At 68.0% G+C, this 16,882-nt stretch carries 13 protein-coding genes; 7 read left to right on the top strand and 6 right to left on the bottom strand.

Features of this window, described 5'->3' with window-relative positions; translation table 11 throughout:
* The first annotated feature begins 150 nt into the window (after positions 1 to 150).
* On the top strand, positions 151 to 1,509 hold the full coding sequence (locus AC07NN_RS07575; protein ID WP_494639138.1) for an FAD/NAD(P)-binding protein: 1,359 nt from the start codon (positions 151 to 153) through the stop codon (positions 1,507 to 1,509).
* Here the strand turns inward: AC07NN_RS07575 and AC07NN_RS07570 are convergent.
* Positions 1,506 to 2,342 carry a LysR substrate-binding domain-containing protein gene (locus AC07NN_RS07570; protein ID WP_494639136.1) on the bottom strand — a complete coding sequence of 279 codons (837 nt, stop codon included), beginning with the start codon at positions 2,340 to 2,342 and terminating at the stop codon, positions 1,506 to 1,508. The two genes, AC07NN_RS07575 and AC07NN_RS07570, sit on opposite strands and share 4 nt — an antisense overlap.
* Positions 2,343 to 2,560: 218 nt before the next feature.
* Between AC07NN_RS07570 and AC07NN_RS07565 the strand changes: the two genes are divergently transcribed.
* Genes AC07NN_RS07565 through AC07NN_RS07540 form a run of 6 tightly spaced genes read left to right on the top strand, consistent with a single transcriptional unit; the run spans position 2,561 to position 7,938 of the window.
* A complete protein-coding gene (locus AC07NN_RS07565; RefSeq protein WP_494639134.1) occupies positions 2,561 to 3,280 on the top strand; it encodes an ABC transporter permease in 720 nt (239 codons plus the stop codon).
* A 2-nt stretch (positions 3,281 to 3,282) separates the two neighbouring features.
* Positions 3,283 to 4,092 carry an ABC transporter ATP-binding protein gene (locus AC07NN_RS07560; protein ID WP_494639132.1) on the top strand — a complete coding sequence of 270 codons (810 nt, stop codon included), beginning with the start codon at positions 3,283 to 3,285 and terminating at the stop codon, positions 4,090 to 4,092.
* Positions 4,093 to 4,095: 3 nt separating this feature from the next.
* Positions 4,096 to 4,707: a cysteine dioxygenase family protein gene (locus AC07NN_RS07555; RefSeq protein ID WP_494639130.1), complete on the top strand. Its 612-nt coding sequence runs from the start codon at positions 4,096 to 4,098 to the stop codon at positions 4,705 to 4,707.
* Positions 4,704 to 6,281 carry a rhodanese-like domain-containing protein gene (locus tag AC07NN_RS07550; RefSeq protein WP_494639127.1) on the top strand — a complete coding sequence of 526 codons (1,578 nt, stop codon included), beginning with the start codon at positions 4,704 to 4,706 and terminating at the stop codon, positions 6,279 to 6,281. The genes AC07NN_RS07555 and AC07NN_RS07550 overlap by 4 nt, the downstream gene beginning before the upstream one ends.
* Before the next feature lie 44 nt (positions 6,282 to 6,325).
* Positions 6,326 to 7,420, top strand: a complete 1,095-nt coding sequence (locus tag AC07NN_RS07545; RefSeq protein ID WP_494639125.1) for an LLM class flavin-dependent oxidoreductase — start codon at positions 6,326 to 6,328, stop codon at positions 7,418 to 7,420.
* 5 nt (positions 7,421 to 7,425) lie between these two features.
* A complete protein-coding gene (locus AC07NN_RS07540; RefSeq protein ID WP_494639123.1) occupies positions 7,426 to 7,938 on the top strand; it encodes a flavin reductase family protein in 513 nt (170 codons plus the stop codon).
* Between the two features lie 6 nt (positions 7,939 to 7,944).
* On the opposite strand, the gene AC07NN_RS07535 is transcribed toward AC07NN_RS07540, so the two are convergent.
* The 5 genes from AC07NN_RS07535 to AC07NN_RS07515 form a co-directional block, all read right to left on the bottom strand.
* On the bottom strand, positions 7,945 to 8,631 hold the full coding sequence (locus AC07NN_RS07535) for a LamG-like jellyroll fold domain-containing protein (RefSeq protein ID WP_494639121.1): 687 nt from the start codon (positions 8,629 to 8,631) through the stop codon (positions 7,945 to 7,947).
* Positions 8,632 to 8,633: 2 nt separating this feature from the next.
* Complete coding sequence (locus AC07NN_RS07530; RefSeq protein WP_494639119.1) at positions 8,634 to 9,794, bottom strand: YncE family protein; 1,161 nt, start codon at positions 9,792 to 9,794, stop codon at positions 8,634 to 8,636.
* 120 nt (positions 9,795 to 9,914) lie between these two features.
* Positions 9,915 to 12,737, bottom strand: a complete 2,823-nt coding sequence (locus tag AC07NN_RS07525; protein ID WP_494639117.1) for a TonB-dependent receptor — start codon at positions 12,735 to 12,737, stop codon at positions 9,915 to 9,917.
* A 148-nt stretch (positions 12,738 to 12,885) separates the two neighbouring features.
* Entirely contained in the window at positions 12,886 to 13,092 is a 207-nt protein-coding gene (locus tag AC07NN_RS07520; protein WP_494639115.1) for a hypothetical protein, read from the bottom strand.
* 8 nt (positions 13,093 to 13,100) lie between these two features.
* Entirely contained in the window at positions 13,101 to 16,844 is a 3,744-nt protein-coding gene (locus AC07NN_RS07515; RefSeq protein WP_494639113.1) for a LamG-like jellyroll fold domain-containing protein, read from the bottom strand.
* Positions 16,845 to 16,882: the final 38 nt, after the last annotated feature.

The following is a 16,882-nucleotide window of genomic DNA, read 5'->3' as shown; positions in this document are numbered from 1 at the left end:
GCGACCTAGTATTTCTCCGAGCAAATACAGAGTTTTATATATCGTGCGTCGCAATATGCGGCATTTGCGGAGCGCATATCGACAAGGCCTGTTGCATGTCGGCTCGGGATGGTCGACAAAATCTCTACTAAATTCATAGAGTTTTGCCGGATGCCCTCTCCTACAGCGCCCGTCATCGCCGTCGTCGGTGCGGGGTTCAGCGGCGTGATGACCGCCCTCAACATCCTGCGCCGATCGCCCGATGCGAAGGTCATTCTATTCGAGAAGCGCACCCCGGTCGGTCTCGGCGCGGCCTATGCGACCCATAATCCGGGTCACAGACTCAATGTGCGGGCCGGCAACATGACCGCCTGGCCGGACGATCCTGGGCACTTCGTTCGGTGGCTGAAGGGACGGAACTTCGCGCTCGGGCCGGCCGACTTCGCCACGCGCGAGGACTATGGTCGCTACCTGCAAAGCCAGGTCGCCGAGGTCGCCGAAGGACCGGCCGGTGTCGGACGGCTCGTTGTGATTCCCGATGCGGTCGTTGGGATCGAGCCCGGCGGGGACGGCTGGCGGCTGCAATGCGCCATGGGGCGGAGCGCCACGGCGCATGCTGTCGTATTGGCCCTGGGCAATCCTCCGCCAGCCCGGCCGCCGGGCGTCAGCGAAGCCTTCGCGGGCTCCAGCGCCTATATCGCCGATCCGTGGCGCTGGGACGCCGCCGCGCTGCCGAAGGGCCCCGTGCTGCTGATCGGCACGGGCCTGACCATGGTCGACGTGGCGCTGTCGCTGAACCATGCCCAGCACGGCCGGCCGATGCTGGCCCTGTCGCGACGCGGCCTCGCGCCATTGGAGCACGACGGCGCACCGCAGCTCTCCCTGCCCTCGCCGCCCGCCAACGACCTCTCGCCGCTTGAGATGTTCCGCTGGCTTAAGCATACATCGCGGGAGCACGGCTGGCGCACGGCCATCGACGCCACGCGTCCGGCGACCCAGTGCCTGTGGCGCGGCTGGTCGACCCGCGAGAAGCAGGCCTTCCTGCGTCACGCTCGGCCGTTCTGGGAAATCCATCGCCATCGCCTGGCTCCGCTGGTCGCCAGACGGATCGGCGCCATGCGCGACACCGGCCAACTGACCCTGGCCGCCGGCAAGATCCGCAGCCTGACGCTGGAGGCTGATGGTTTCGCGCTCTGTCGCTGGCGAGGCCGCAGCGAAAAGAGCGGCTACGTCTTCCGCGCCACCGCCGTCATCAACTGCACCGGTCCGACGAGTGACGTGCTGGCCTCGACCGATCCGCTGATCCAGGACCTGGTCAAGCGCGGCCTCGCCCGCCCCGACCCACTACGGCTGGGCTTCGATGTCGATGATGCGAGCGGCCTCCGCGATGTCTCCGGCCAAGCCTCGCCGACGTTGCTCGCCGTCGGCCCAGCGACGCGCGGCGCGTCCTGGGAAATGACCGCCGTCCCCGACATCCGCGGTCAGGCCGCGGCTGTCGCCGAGACCGTGCTGGCCGCACTGCGCCGCTAGAGATCCAGCGCCGCGGCGTGGATCAACTGCGCCAGTTTCGCGATCGAAGCGTGCGGCGTATCGTTGATGCGCTGGACATAGGCCACCTCCGGCAACGGCGGCAGGTGGTTGCTGGCCAGAGGCGCGCGGTCGGGCAGGAACAGCGACGTCCGGCAGGTCACGGCCAATCCAGCCTGCACCGCCGCCCGGAGCGCCGACAGGCTTGGGGTTTCCAAGGCGACGCGATACGGGCGGTTCGACCGTTCCAGCGACGTCAGCGCGGCGTCGCGGAAACGGCACGGGGCTTCGAGGATGGCGATCGGCAGGATGTCGCTCTCGGCCAAGGTCGAGTCGCCATGCCAGACCATCGGCGCCACGCGCGCCGCGCGCGGATCGTCCGCCGCGCCCATGCAGAGGACGACATCCAGGCGGTCGGCTTCCAGAAGGCTTAGAAGCTCCGGCGATCCCGCCACGCGGACCTGCAACTGGGTGTCCGGATTGAGCTGGGTGAAGCGCGCCAGGACGCCCGACAAGAGGGTCTCGGCGAAGTCCTGCACCAGGCCCACCCGCGCGGGACCGGCCAGGACATCCCCGGTCAGCGCCACCACGGTTCGGTCATTCAGCGCCAGGATCTCCCGCGCTCGGGGAAGCAGGGTCTGGCCCGCCGGGGTCAGCACCAGCTTGCGCCCCTCGCGGTGGAACAGCGGCGTCAGCACCGTCTCCTCAAGGCGCTTCATCTGCAGGCTCAACGCCGACTGGGTGACGAACACCCGCTCGGTCGCCCGCAGCATCGAGCCGGAGTCGACGATGGCCACGAAGCTCCGCAGCAGTTCGGTCGGCAGGTTGGTAGCCATCGGGCCCTCTTGAGGTTTGCTAATAAGACCTGTGAGGATAAGTCTATTGATCAAGTAGGAATTCAACGGCCTTCTTTCTGGACCCGCGGCGCTTGCGTCGCAACGGTTTCCGACGAGAGAGGACCGCAGTGTCTCTGGCGACGACCTACAGAATTTCTGAAGCTAGACCATGGCGTTGGCCCAATCTGGCCCGCGCCCGCTGGCTCTCTCCCGTCGCGTTGCTGGTCTTGTGGGAGCTGGGCGCGCGCGCCGGCGTGATCCCGCCGCGGGTGCTGGCCGCGCCGTCCACGGTGCTGGAGACCTTCTGGACCCTGACCGCCTCCGGCGAGCTGCCGAAGAACCTGCTGGTCTCGCTGGCCCGGGCCGGCGCGGGCCTCGGCATCGCCCTGGTTCTTGCGACGGTCCTGGGCCTGATCTCGGGCCTGTCGCGCTGGGGCGAGACGTTGGTGGACCCGCTGATGCAGATCAAGCGAACCATCCCCGTCCTGGCCCTGACGCCGCTGTTCATCGTCTGGTTCGGCATCGGCGAGACGCCGAAGATCCTGCTGATCACCGTCTCGGCGACCTTCCCGCTGTACCTCAACCTGTTCGCCGGCATCCGGGGCGTCGACGTCAAGCTGGTCGAGGCCGCTCGCAGCTTCGGCCTGAAGGGCTGGAGTCTCGTGCGCGAGGTGATCCTGCCCGGCACCCTGCCCTCGTTCTTCGTCGGCCTGCGCTACGCCCTCGGCGTCTCAGTGCTGGTGCTGGTGATCTCCGAACAGATCAACGCCCAGGCCGGTCTCGGCTACCTCGTCAACAACGCCCGCGACTTCATGCGGACCGACATCATCGTCGTCTGCCTGGTCGTCTACGCCCTGCTCGGCCTCGCCGCCGACGCCCTCGTCCGCACGCTGGAGCGCAAGACGCTGGCGTGGCGCCCCAGCCTCGTGGAGCAATGACCATGGCCGCCCCTCAGCCTCGCCTTCGCCGCCCAGAAATCGCCCGCTCGGCTCCGAAGTCCGTCGAGCCAGCCGTACGCCTCTCGAACTTCGTGCGCCGCTTCGGCGACAATACGGTCATCGACGGCCTGGACCTTTCGATTGCTCCCGGCGAGTTCGTCGCCCTGCTCGGCGCCAGCGGATCGGGCAAGACCACCCTCCTGCGCACCCTGGCCGGGCTCGACACCGCTGGCGACCAGGACGTGAAGACGCCCGACGCCCGCGCCGTCGTGTTCCAGGACGCCCGGCTGCTGCCGTGGAAGAAGGTCTGGCGCAACGTGGCGCTGGGTCTCTCGGGCGGCGATGTCCGCGCCCGCGCGGAAACCGCGTTGAAGGAAGTTGGCCTCGGCCATCGCCTCGACGCCTGGCCGGGCACGCTCTCCGGCGGTGAGGCGCAACGCACCGCCCTGGCCCGCGCGCTGGTTCGTGAGCCCGGCCTACTGCTGCTCGACGAACCCTTCGCCGCCCTCGACGCCCTGACCCGCCTGAAGATGCACGAGTTAGTGCTGTCGCTCTGGCGCGAACACAGCCCGGCCGTCCTGCTGGTCACCCACGACGTCGACGAAGCCATCGCCCTGGCCGACCGCGTGCTGGTGTTGGACAAGGGCCGTATCGCCGCCGAGGAGCAGATCACGCTCGAGCGCCCGCGCGCGCCCGACGCCCGCTTCCAGGCCATCCGCCGCCGCCTGCTTGGTCATCTGGGCGTCGAGACGGCTCCAGCCCATGGCGAAGGCGCCCTGGTCGCCTTCCCGACCGGCGAGATCGTGCTCTGATCGATGAGCCAGCATCGCCCCCATCGCCTGTCGGACTTCGTCGCCGACCTCTCCGACCTGCTCGACCAGACCCAGGACGAGGCCGTGATCCTGCGGGAAGGCGGCGCCTTGCTGGCTCATCTGGTCGCGACCGACGACTGGCTGCCCGAGGCGCATAGCCAGCCCGATCCCTCGCGCTACCAGCAGTATCTCCTGCATCGTGATCCTGCGGGCCGCTTCTCGGTGGTCAGCTTCGTCTGGGGGCCGGGACAGGCGACGCCGATCCACGACCACACCGTCTGGGGCCTGGTCGGCTTGCTGCGCGGAGCCGAGCTTTCGCAAGGCTATGCGCGACGCGAATGCTCGCTGACGCCGACCGGCGAGGTCCATCGCCTGGAAGCCGGTCAGGTCGAGGCCGTCTCGCCGACCGTCGGCGACATCCACCGCGTCGCCAACGCCTTCGATGACCGGGTGTCGATCAGCATTCACGTCTACGGCGCCGACATCGGAACCGTGCGGCGCTCGACCTACGACGCCGACGGCGGCCAGAAGACCTTCATCTCCGGCTACGCCGACGTCGCGCCGCCTCTCCTCTTCGACCGCAAGAGCGCCCTGGCCTACGGAGCCGCCGAATGACCCTGCCCACCGTGACCCCTTGGCAGGTGCGCGCCGACCTGATCGCCCGCCGCGAGATCGCCCTGCTGGACCTGCGCGAGGAAGACCCATTCGCCAAGGCCCACCCTCTGTTCGCCTCGCAACTACCGCTGAGCCGGCTGGAGGTTGAGATCCTGGATCGCGTCCCGCGCCAGGAGACGAAGATCGTCCTCTATGACGACGGCGAGGGCTTGGTCGCCCGAGCCGGCGAACGGCTGGCGGCGCTGGGCTACACCAACGTCCACGCCTTGGAAGGCGGTCTCGCCGGCTGGCGCGCCGCCGGCTACGAGCTGTTCCAGGACGTCAATTCCTACAGCAAGGCGTTCGGCGAGCTGGTCGAGGCGCGGCGGCATACGCCGTCCCTGCCCGCCCAGGAGGTCCAGGCCCGCATCGACGCCAAGGCCGACCAGGTGATCCTCGACGCCCGTCGGTTCGAGGAATACGCCGTGATGAGCATCCCGGGCGGTGTCAGCACACCCGGCGCCGAGCTGGTCTTGCGCGCCCGCGAGCTGGCGCCCGATCCGGCCACCACCATCATCGTCAACTGCGCCGGTCGCACCCGCAGCCTGATCGGCGCCCAGTCGCTGGTGAACGCCGGCCTGCCCAACCCCGTCTTCGCCCTACGCAACGGCACCATCGGCTGGACCCTGGCCCAGCAGACGCTGGAACACGGCCAGAGCCGCAAGTTCCCAGACGTGCGCGAGCAGACCCTCGGGGAAGCCCGCACGCGAGCCCGCGACGTCGCGTATCGCGCGGGCGTCCGCCGGATCGACCGCGAAGGTCTAGCCGGGCTGGTTCGGGATCAGGACCGCACGCTCTACCGCTTCGATGTCCGGACGCCCGAAGAGTACGCGGCCGGCCATCTTCCCGCGTTCCGCTCCGCTCCGGGTGGCCAGCTGGTGCAGGAGACCGACGTCTTCGCTCCCGTGCGCGGCGGCCGCATCGTCCTAGCCGACGACCTGGGTCCGCGCGCCGACATGACCGCCTCCTGGCTGGCCCAGCTGGGCTGGGAAGTCTACGTGCTGGAGGGCGGCTTCGAGGACGATCTCGAAATAGGCGCATGGTCGCCGCGCCTGCCGCCTCTGCCCACCGTCGAAACCCTGTCGCCGCGCGATCTCGCCCAGGCCATCGCCGACGAGGCCGTAGTGGTCATCGACCTCGCGCCCAGCCCACGCCATCGCAAGGCGCATGTGCCCGGCGCCTGGTTCGCCATCCGGGCCCAGCTCGCCGAGGCCGTGGAACGCCTGCCGAAGGACAAGGCCTTCGTCCTGACGTCGCCCGATGGCGCTCTCGCCACTCTGGCGGCGTCCGAGCTCGAAGCCCTGACCGATCGTCCCGTGCGCGTGCTGGCTGGCGGGACGGAAGGCTGGATCGCCGCCGGCCGCGCCGTCGAGGCCGGACTCACCCGCGCCGCCAACGCCCCCACGGACGTCTACAAGCGCCCGTACGAGGGCGCCGATCATCCACGCGAGGCCATGCAGGCCTATCTCGACTGGGAGTTCGGCCTGGTTGACCAGTTGGCCCGCGACGGCACGCACGGCTTCTACGTGATCTGAAGCCGACCGCCCCTCCCAACATTCCGACAAGACTGGAGTACGCCATGAGCGTCGAATTCATCGGTTTCATTGGCACGCAGCACGCGTCCGAAATCCACCCACCGTCCGGCCCGGCCATCGACGTGGCCTATGTCGAGAAGACCGCTCGCGTGCACGAGGAAGGCGGCTTCGACCGCGCCCTGGTCGCGTTCAGCTCCACGTCACCTGAAAGCCAGCTGGTCGTGGCCCACGCGGCTTCGGTGACCAAGAAACTGAACTTCATGATCGCCCACCGCCCGGGCTTCACCCAGCCGACCCTGGCCGCGCGCCAGCTGGCGACGCTGGACCACTTCACCGGCGGTCGCGTGGCCGTGCACATCATCACCGGCGGCTCGGACGAGGAACTGGCCAAGGACGGCGATCACCTGACCAAGGACGAGCGCTACGCCCGCACCAGCGAGTATCTGGACATCGTCCGCGCCGAATGGACCGGCGACAAGCCGTTCGACTATGCGGGCAAGTACTACAGGGTCGACCAGGGCTTCGGCGCGGTGAAACCGCTGCAGGCGCCGCACATCCCGATCTATTTCGGCGGCTCGTCCGACGCAGCCATCCCGGTGGCCGGCAAGCACGCCGACATCTACGCCCTGTGGGGCGAGACCCAGGCCCAGGTCCGCGAAACCATCGCCCGCGTCCGCGCGGCCGCCGCCAAGCATGGCCGCCAAGTGAAGTTCTCGCTGTCGCTGCGCCCCGTGATCGCCGACACCGAGGAAGCCGCCTGGGCCCGCGCCGACGATATCGTCGCCCGCGCCAAAGCCCTGCGCGAGGCCGCCGGCCTGCCGACCACCGGTCACCGTCCGCCCAACGCCGGCTCGCAGCGCCTGCTGGACGCCGCCGCGCAGGGATCGCGCCTCGACAAGCGCCTGTGGACCGGCGTGGCCGGCGTCACGGGCGCGCAAGGCAGTTCCACCGGCCTTGTAGGCACGCCCGAGCAGGTCGCCGAGAGCCTGCTCGACTATTACGACCTGGGCGTCTCGACCTTCCTGATCCGGGGCTTCGACCCGGTCGAGGACGCCATTGGCTACGGTCGCGACCTGATCCCGCTGGTCCGCCAGCTGCTGGCCGAGCGCGACATCCGCCTGGCCCGGGCCGCGAGCTGAGGCTCATGGATCCCTACGACGCCGCTCCGCCCTCGCCGCTGATCTCGACATCTCCCGTCGATTTCAAGGAGGTGTTGGCGCACCTGGCGAGCGGCGTCGCCATCATCTCGTGCTGGGAAGGCGACACGCCCAAGGGCCTGCTGGTCAGCTCGATCACCGGCCTGTCGGTCGAGCCGCCGCGCTTCCTGTTCTGCGTGCGCAAGGAGGCCGCCAGTCATGACACCTTGCTGGCATCGGCCGAGGTCGGGGTGGCGCTGCTGGGCGCGGCCGATCAGGACGAGGCCCTGCGTTTCGCCAGTTCGGCCCGCGCGGCCGAACGCTTCTCGCCGCGCCGCTGGCGATTGTCGGGAGACGGCCCGCCGGCCTATCGCGGCGGCCTGGCGGTCGCGCGCTGCACGATCGACAGCATCACCGACGCGGGCACCCATTCGGTGCTCATCGTCTCGGCCGCCCACAGCACGCTGACACCGGCCCCGCCGCTCGTGGCCTGGAATCGCGGCTTCCTGCCCGCCGCCTGACGTCGATCAGGCCTTCAGGAAAGCGCTGGGCTTTAGCGCCTTGGGCGTGAACCGCGCCGCGCGGATCGCGCCCTTGAAGTAGTCGATCTTGTTCATCCGCGCCCCGACCGAGGCCTTGCCCGGTCCCTGCGCCTTGAAGGCGATCTCGGCCTCGCCCTGCAGGATCCCGTCGACATACATGCGGTAGATCTTGCCGTCATAGGTCTGTGCGACCGCATACCAGCGACCGACCACGAAGGTCTTGTCGGGGAAGATCAGGGTCTGCTTGTAGCCCGGCCCCGTGACGAAGGCGTCCAGCCACCAGCGCCCGTTCTCCGTGCGGATCTCGAACATAAAGCGCGTGTTGAGCGGCGGGCCGTCGGTCGGCGCCTGAGGGTCCTCGGCGAGGTGGAACCAGCGCTGGGCGAAGGCCCCGCCGTCGGGACGGATCAACGCCTCGAAGGTGAACTGGGCCGCGCCGGCCAGCGGGTGCTTGTCGATCAACAGCCGATCATCGACGCCGTCGAACAGCACGGCCTTGCCATAGGGACTGTCGATCAGCTGCGGATCGCCCTCCACCTGGGTCGGCGCGCCGCCGATATCGGAGAGACGATCGAAGGTCCAGGTCGTCGACCTCGACTTGGCGAAGGCCGGCGAAGCGGTAAGCGCCGCTCCGGCGGCGATCACGGTGCGACGGTTCAAGCTGGTCGACATACTCAGGGCTCCGCTGTGCGGATCGCCGCCGGCCCGGCCGGCATGGCGATACGCGTCTTGTATTTGAGCCTGTGCCCGTCGAAGGCGAAGACGTCCAGCGCCCGTTCGACCATGCATTGGACCAGCAGCGTCTTGCCGTCCTTCGACCAGGCGATCCCCTGTCCCCAGGCGCCGGTCCTGGCCTCGGCGACCTTCACCAGCCTGCCCGGTTCGTCGATGCGCCAGATTTGAACGAGACCTTGCTTGGAATAGCGGGGCGACTTGGGGCTGGCGTTCGAGCCGTCATTGACATTGACCGCCACCCAGCGGCCGTCCGGCGACATCTTCAGCCCCTCGGGCGTCAAGCCGACGGCCACGACATCGACGACGCGCGGAAAGGCCTCAGACGTCAGGTCGATCAAGCTGACCGTGTCCATGTCACGCCCGCCGCCGCCGATATTGCCGACCACCGCGAAGCGGCGCGGACCGACGGTGTCGATCTGGTAGGGCCGCAGGCCGGGCGCGATCACGCCGGGTTCGACGGTCACCGTCGTCCCCTCGATCCGTAAAACAGAGATCCGATGGTCACCGTCGCGCGTGACCAGGGCCCGACGGCCACCGTCGAAGAACACGGGCTCGGCCGGCGCCGACTTCTCGTCGCCGATGCGAACCGTTCCGGCCGAGCGCACATCCTGGCCTGCGATGACGAACACCGAGACCGTGCCCTCGGCGCGGTTGGCCACCAGGGCCAGCTTGCCGTCCGGGCTGATCGAGACCCCCGAAGCGCCCTGTCCCGCGTTCAGCGTGGCGATCACCCGAGGCGGTCCGCCCTTTAGGGCGATGACGGTGAGCTTGTCGTCGGGCGCCTGGCCGCCCGGTCCAGTGGCGGAGAGCTTGCGCGCCGCCGTGACCAGAGCGATCGACTCGTCAGGCGCCACCGCCACGCTGGCCGGAGGGCCGATGACGCTGGTCGGCGCCTCGACCGAGCCGAGCAGCCTAGGCGGCGAAACGGAAAGGTCGATCAGGGTGACGGTGTCCGGCACGGGTTTGACCGGAACCACCTGGTTCCCGTCGTCCAGCACCTGCTTGCCGTCATTGGCCGAGACGGCGATCTGCGCCAGCCCGCTCACCGGCAGGGCAAGCAGGCCGGCGAGGAACAGGCCGGGGAGCACTCGAAGTCGCATCGACGCGATCATTCCACAAAAAGTCGCCAGACGCTCGGACGCCGGGAGGAGTGTTGGCGTCCGAGCACCTGGCTGCCAGCGGTCCAAGGGAGGACTGGAACCGCCAGCGTCATGCCCAGGCTAGAAGGTGTACCGCAGGCCCAGGATGAACTCGCGACCCGTGTGGTGGTAGAATGAGGACCGGTCGGCGACGCTGTCGTTGAACTGATCCTGGTACTCGTCGGTCAGGTTCACGCCTTCCAGCGACAGCTTGAAGTGTTCGTTCAGCGTGTACTGCAGCGAGGCGTCGACGTTCAGCGTCTCCTTGGTGCCGTCGGCGTTGGTGCCGGCTTCCGAACCCGGGATGCGGGTCAGGTAGTTGTCGCGATAGGCCGCCGAGACGCGGGCGCTCCACTTGCTGTCTTCATAGTAGACGGTGGCGTTGTAGGACTTGCGCGACAGGCCCGTCAGGTCGCCGGTGGCGATCACCGCCCCCGCCCCGTTCAGGTACTGGATCTCCGATTTCACGCCCGTGTAGTTCAGCAGGATGCCGGTGTGCTTCAGCGCGCCGGGCAGGAAGCTGAACGGCTGTTGGTAGTTGACCTCGAAGCCCTTCAGCGTGCCGCCGGGGGTGTTGACCGGGGTGCTGAACTGCCACTGGGCCGAGGGGCTGCAGCCGTTGGTCGTGCCGCAGGCGGCCAGGGCCACGCTGTCGGGCAGGCCGAACGGATTGCCGGTGAAGGTGGTGTTGGTCTGCAGCGTCTGGACCAGGCTGTTGATGTCCTTCTTGAACAGGGCCAGCGACAGCAGGGCCGACTTCTTGAAGTACCACTCGAACGACAGGTCGTAGGCCTTGGCCCGGAACGGATCCAGGTTCGGGTTACCCGCGCTGACCGAGCGCCCTGCGCCCGAGACGCTGATCGTCGCGCCGGGGGTCAGGCTGCCCAGGTCGGGACGGGCCATGACCTTGGCGGCGCCGAAGCGGATCAGGAAGTTGTCGCGCGGCTCCAGCACCATGTTCAGCGACGGCAGGGTGTCGTGGTACTTGCGCTCGGCCGAGATCGCCAGCGGCGCGCCCGAGACGTAGGTGTAGCCGGTCGAGCTCTGTTCGGTCTCGACATAGCGGACGCCGATATTGCCTCGGAACGGCATTTCGCCGATCTCGGTGTTCCAGTCGGCCTGAACGTAGCCGCCGCTGTCCTTTTCGGCGACGCCGCGGTTGTTGCCAAGCGCCGGTTCCTTGCCCAGCTTGAACGTGCCCCCGTTGGCGGTCTGGTCGTAGAGGCTAAGGACGCTCTTGGCCTTGGAGACGTCGGGGATCAGGCTGTTGAAGCCCGCGAAATTGACCACCTGGCCATAGGTCGACTTGTCGATGGCGACCAGCGCCGCCGGGACGGTCGGCTCGAGGTTGGTGCTGGTGCCGTTCGAACGGCGGAACTCGGTGGTCTCGAAGTCGTACTTCTTGAACGACGCGCCGGCCGACAGCTTGAAGATGCCGAGATTGGCCCACGAGGCGTCGATGGACGCGACGTCGTAGGTGTTCACCGCCGACTGCGGGCGGATTCGGATCTGGGTGAGCACCCAGGCCGACGGGTCGGTCAGCTTGGCGCTGCCGTAGCCGATCACCGGCAGGCGACCGCTCGTGTAGTCGTACGAATAGCCCTGGATGTTGAACTGGTCGAACTGGACCGTCGTCTGGACCGGGTTCTGGTGGTCCGACTTAGAGTGGCCGATCAGACCCTCGACCTGGATGTCGTCGGTGAAGTTGTGCTTACCCGTGAGCCCCACCTGGGTGAATTTGGTGTCGAGCTCGTCGAAGCGGTCCTCGACGCGCAGGTCGACATTGTTGAACACCCCCTTGGTCATGGTGTTCGTCGCGCTGTCGATCGTCGCCGAGACCACCTGGGTCTGGGCGATGCCGCACGAGGTGGTCACGTTGGCTGCCGTACAGGCGCCGCCGACGCTGAAGGACGGCGCTTCGAGATACTGCTCCTCACGCGAGCCCTTGAAGTCGGCATAGAGGACGTCGAGGCTGATCTCGGTCTTGTCGGTCGGCGCGTATTGCAGCGACAGGGTGCCGCCCAGGCGCTTCTGGTCGTCCTTGTAGATGTCGAAGCGCGGGAAGCGCGGGTGGAAGGCGGCGTTGTTGGTCGCCTCGGCCGGATTGACCGTGGTCGGTAGGCCAGCCGCGTTCGGCAGCGCGTTGAAGCCCGGCGAGAAGGCGTTGCCCGTCGCCCAGCGCACCGTCGAGGAGCCCTCGTCCAGCAGCTTGCGCTTCGAGTAGGCCACCGACATCAGGGCGCCGAGCTTACCGTCGGCCCAGGTGTTGGCGATCATGAAGGCGCCGCGCGGGTTCTTCGATTTCGCCAGGTCGTTGTAGCCAAGCTGGGCCGAGCCCACGAGCGTGAAGCCGCGATAGTCGAAGGGCCGCGCCGTGCGCAGGTCGACCGTCGCGCCCAGCGAACCTTCCTCGATGCCGGCTTCGGCGGTCTTGCGCACCGTGATGGCGTTGAAGAGGTCCGAGGCGAAGACGTTGAAGTCGAACGAGCGGCCGCGATTGGTGCCACCGGAAGCGTCGGCGCCGCCGGCGGTGGTCAGGGCTTCCATGCCGTTGATGCGGACACGGGTGAACTGGGGACCCAGGCCGCGAACCGAGATCTGCCGGCCCTCGCCACCGTCACGCGCCAGGGCCACGCCTGGGATGCGCTGGATGGATTCCGAGAGGTTCAGGTCGGGGAACTTGCCGATGTCCTCGGCCAGGATGGAGTCGACGGCGGCGGCTTCCGAGCGCTTGACGTTCAGAGCCTTGTCGAGGCTGGAGCGGAAGCCGGTGACGACCACTTCGGTCACCGAATTGTCTTCCTGAGCCGGCGCCTGCTGGGCCGATGCGGCCCCCGCGAGACTCAAGCCGATGGCCGCCGCCGAGACGCTGACCAGCCACAGCTGGCGTTCCTTGGTACGCATAGTCCCTCCCCTGTCGGGCCTTCTTGTTGCCGACGTCCTTGAGCCCGGCGCGGTGAGCGCGAGAGCTTGGCGTCTTGTCAGGAAGACTAGGGTCGGGTCGCCGACGCGGGCCAATGCCGTGTTGGAACGTGGTTATGCTGGTTCGGCATCAGGCCGCCGCGCGGGTGTCCAACAGGGCGTAGCGCGCCAGGATGCGGTCCAGGGTCGTACGCTTGACGGGCTTGCCGTCGCGCAGCTTGTTCCAGGTGGTTTCGCTGATCGCATAGCAGTCGAAAAGCCGCTCGCGCGTCACGGCGGGCAGCCGTGCGCGCAAGCATTGGAAGGTGTCGCGGGATACGGTGACAGTCTCGGCCATGGACAAGCTTACGGTTTGACGGTGACGAGGTTGTTGAGCTGGGTGATCTCCGCGCCCTCGGCCTTGAGCCGGACGCGATATCCGGCCTTCCATTCGCCCTTGAGGCGAACGGTGGCGGTCTTGGGGTGCAGGTCCAGCGGCGCGGCCAGGGCGGGCGCGGCGACGCGGGCCAGTTCCTTGCCCTGCCCGTCCTCCAGGATCACGACGCTGGCCGGCGCGGGCTTGGCGCCCAGGCTGTGGACCGTGACGTCGATCCCGCCGCCCTTGCGCGCCTTCACGTCGTCGACGCCGATGCCGAGGTCGAAGCGCTGAGCCGGCGGCGCGGCGGCCGTCGTCAGCGTGAACTCCCAGGTCGTGGTCTTGCTGGGCGCGAAGGTCAGATCGACGCCGGTGGTGCGCTCCAGGGCCACTTCAGCGGCGGGATCAGCAGCGCCATCCACCGCCCGGACGATCTTCCATTGGCCGGCCGAGACGTCCCAGCCGGTCATCACCGCGTGCAGCGGCTTGTCCGTCAGGTTGAAGCCCGTGACCTTGAAGCTCTTCTCGCCGGTCCCGGTGACCAGGATGCCGACATCCTCGGCCGCCGTCGGTATGTCGAAGCGCCAGCTGACCAGATGGCCGGGGACCATCTGGTTGCGGCGCAGGGCCATGCCGCCCAGGCGGGTGCGCTGCAAGGTGTCGCTGAACAGCTCCACCCGGTCAGACCACCAGTGGGCGTCGGTTACCATCCACATGCGCTGCTCGGCCGTGACGACCTCGTCGTGGAAGACCTTCTCCAGGTACTTGGTGTCGCCGCTGCTCTTCCAGGCCTGGTACAGGGTGTAGGCGTCATCCGCGCCCGCATCGGCGTCGGCCTTCAGCTTGGCGCCCCAGCTGTCGCGCATGCCCAGCTTGTCGACGACGTCGGCGTTCAGCTCGTCCAGATCAGCCAGCTTGCCGCGCGCCATCTCGCCCTTCAGCGGCAGCAGGTACTTGTCGTCGCCCGTCCAGCGCCAGGCGGCCCAGAACAGCTGGGCGGCCGAGACGTTGCCACGCGCGCCGGCGGCCAGCTGGCCACGGCTCTCGCCGGTGGCCGAATGGATGTCCTCCGGATAGGCCCAGGTCCCGTCGGGCTGCTGCTTGCCGTGGGCCATGTGACCGTCGGCCAGGTCGATGATCAGCTTCTTGATCGTCGGGTCGCCGTTGAAGTCGGTCAGCACGATGCCTGGGTGCAGGATCAGGTACGAGTACGGATGCGACCAGCCCCACGGCCCGTCGCGCGACACATCGGTGGCCGAGAAGAACCGGCTGATCACGTGGGTGTGGCCGTCTTCGGCCTTCTTCATCACGGTCGGATAGGCCCGCGCCGTCTCCATCAGCCGCTCGACGACCTTGGGGTCGCCATAGCCGGTGTACATCGCCTCGGCTTTGGCGTTGATCGCCTCCTCGTACGAGTGCAACTCGTCGGTCTTGATCTTGCCAAGGCCGCCCGGGAGCATGTCGTTCTTGTAGGCGGCGTCCACTAGGGCGTTTAGCGAGGCCGTGACCTTGTCCGGGATCTCGCCCATCAGGGCCAGGGGCGGCCACTGCTGGGTCAGGTCGTCATCGTCCGAGATGCCGCCGCCGAAGTCGCCGTAGGCCACCTGGCGATTATCGATCCACCACTCGATGAACTTGCGGACCCGCTTGAGGTCCTCGGTCTGCAGGAACGCCCAGGCCGGCACGCCGGCCGGCGGGGTCGGCACGGTGACCGGCGTGCCCGGCTGCTCGGGATTGAGCTCGGCCCACATCTCGCGGCCGTGCTGGTTCTTCGGGTCCACGCGCAGCAGGTCCGACAGCTCCAGGTCGAGACGCGCATAGCGGGCCAGGCGCTTGGAGACGTCGTGCTCTTCGACCAGGAAGGCCAGGTTGTCGCGCGCCTGGGCCAGGCGGTCGGCGATGTGCTCGGCCTTGGCGTCATCGGCGGGCTTGAACTTCAGGCGCACGGCCATGCCGTCTAGCTGGCGGGCGTCGAAGTCCGCGCCGCCACCGGCGATGGTGATCAGCAGGCTCTTGCCCGGTATGATCAGGCGATCGCGGGTGTCGAGGAACACGGTCCGCGCCTCGCCCGGCTTGACCGAGACATTGACGTCCAGCAGGTCGCGCCCCGGCCACAGCGGGTCCTTGACCTTGATGTTCAGCGGGAACAATCCGTTGACCGTCGGCGCGACCTTCAGGGCCGGGATATCGATCGCCACGCCGTCGAGGCCGGCGTCCATACCCTGCCAGCCGTACTGGAACTTGCCGACCGGCCCTGCCGCGCGGGTCTGGCGAAAGTCGGCCGGGATCAGGATGTGGGCGATCGGCAGAGCCGGACCAGCCTCGGCTTTCGGACGCGGCGAACTCGGTGCCCTAGCCGGCAGGGCCGCCAGCATGGTCCGCTCGCCCGGACCGAAGCGGCCCTTCACGAAGCTCGTCAGTTCATCCAGCGACGGGTAGGTCGCGACGTCGGCGTCGACCTTCACGCGATAGTCCAGGGTCGTCTCGTCAGGCTCCGCACCGGCGGCGACATAGTAGGCGCCCAGCTCCTGGATCGGGGTCTCCTGGACCAGGTTCTCGAATTTCAGCTGACCGCCGGTGCGCGTGGTGAACTGGTTCAGGGTCCGAAGCTCGCCTTGCGGCCGCTTCAGAGCGAGACCGTCGGGCCCGGTCAGCGTCCCATAGGCCGCGCCTTGGAACTCCAGCCGGTTCCACGGCTCGTTCGGCAGAGTGAAAGTGATGCCCTTGCCGCCCTCGACATAGACGTTCCAGTCGGGCAGCTCGAAATAGTCGTGACGGCCCGGCAGCTTCGAGCGGTTGTACACCCCCGGCCAGGTGGTCTCGGCGATACCGTCCGAGCCCAAACTCATCCGTTCCTTCAGGTCGAACTGATCAGTGAACTCGACTTTGCGGATCCTGGTCGCGGCGTCGGCCAAATAGGGCGGCGGATCGGTCGGACGGTTCCAGCCGTAGCGATAGGCCCAGGCCTTCATGTCCGGCGCGGGCGCGGCGCCGGCGGGCTCCTTGCCGGCCGCGAGACCGGCCACGTCGGCGTCGCTCAGGGCGTGGTCGTAGATGCGGATGTCATCGACATCGCCACCCCGGATGAACTGGTAGGCGCTCTGCACCTGGTGCGGCGAGACTACCCGGCTGTGCGGACCCAACTGGTCGAGGCCGGCGTCCAGCGCCGCGACCTGGGCCTTCGAGGCCACCGGCTTGCCGTCGATATAGAGCGCGATCCCCTTGGCCTCGTCCCAGGCGAAGGTGACCAGCACCCATTGGTCGGGCTTTGGCGCGGCTTGGGTGGTCGAGACCCGCACGCGCGAGAGGTTGTTGTCGGTGACGAAGGCGTCGAAGCCCTTGCCGTTCCAGTCGATGCGCAGCCAGGTCATGTCCCAGCTGGTGTGGTCGGCATAGCCGACGCGGAACAACGGGAACGGCGTCGTCCCGACCGGCTCGCGCGCTCGCCAGTAGAAACTCAAGGTCCCGCGTTGGGCGTAGATGTTCCCCGGGGCCATCCAGCTCAACACCTGCTCGCTGGAGGCCTCGACATAGGCCCCGTGGGTCGGGTCGGTCTTGATCTTGACCTTGTCGGCGAAGTTCGGCGTCGCCTCCCCGGCCGCCACGTCCGCCTTCAGGCCCTTGTCGCCGGTGAGGTGGAACAAAAGGCCGTCGGCCCTGCCGATGGTCGGCAGGGCCAGAAGAGCGGCCGAAGCCAACAGCGCGGCCCGCAGGGCCTTGTTCGATCGACGCACCAACTTGGCGCTCCTTCTCACAGGGTAAGCTCGTACAG

The sequence above is a fragment of the Caulobacter sp. GW821-FHT09H08 genome (genome assembly GCF_059415885.1).
Note: the sequence above shows the minus strand (reverse complement) of the source record. Positions and strands in the feature narration are given on the sequence as shown.

Excerpts from the sequence above, each read along its gene's own strand:
- AC07NN_RS07545 (WP_494639125.1), top strand. The coding sequence starts at position 6,326 with ATGAGCGTCGAATTCATCGGTTTCATTGGCACGCAGCACGCGTCCGAA.
- AC07NN_RS07575 (WP_494639138.1), top strand. The coding sequence starts at position 151 with ATGCCCTCTCCTACAGCGCCCGTCATCGCCGTCGTCGGTGCGGGGTTC.
- AC07NN_RS07570 (WP_494639136.1), bottom strand. The coding sequence starts at position 2,342 with ATGGCTACCAACCTGCCGACCGAACTGCTGCGGAGCTTCGTGGCCATC.
- AC07NN_RS07520 (WP_494639115.1), bottom strand. The coding sequence starts at position 13,092 with ATGGCCGAGACTGTCACCGTATCCCGCGACACCTTCCAATGCTTGCGC.
- AC07NN_RS07535 (WP_494639121.1), bottom strand. The coding sequence starts at position 8,631 with ATGTCGACCAGCTTGAACCGTCGCACCGTGATCGCCGCCGGAGCGGCG.
- AC07NN_RS07560 (WP_494639132.1), top strand. The coding sequence starts at position 3,283 with ATGGCCGCCCCTCAGCCTCGCCTTCGCCGCCCAGAAATCGCCCGCTCG.
- AC07NN_RS07525 (WP_494639117.1), bottom strand. The coding sequence starts at position 12,737 with ATGCGTACCAAGGAACGCCAGCTGTGGCTGGTCAGCGTCTCGGCGGCG.
- AC07NN_RS07555 (WP_494639130.1), top strand. The coding sequence starts at position 4,096 with ATGAGCCAGCATCGCCCCCATCGCCTGTCGGACTTCGTCGCCGACCTC.
- AC07NN_RS07540 (WP_494639123.1), top strand. The coding sequence starts at position 7,426 with ATGGATCCCTACGACGCCGCTCCGCCCTCGCCGCTGATCTCGACATCT.
- AC07NN_RS07530 (WP_494639119.1), bottom strand. The coding sequence starts at position 9,794 with ATGCGACTTCGAGTGCTCCCCGGCCTGTTCCTCGCCGGCCTGCTTGCC.
- AC07NN_RS07550 (WP_494639127.1), top strand. The coding sequence starts at position 4,704 with ATGACCCTGCCCACCGTGACCCCTTGGCAGGTGCGCGCCGACCTGATC.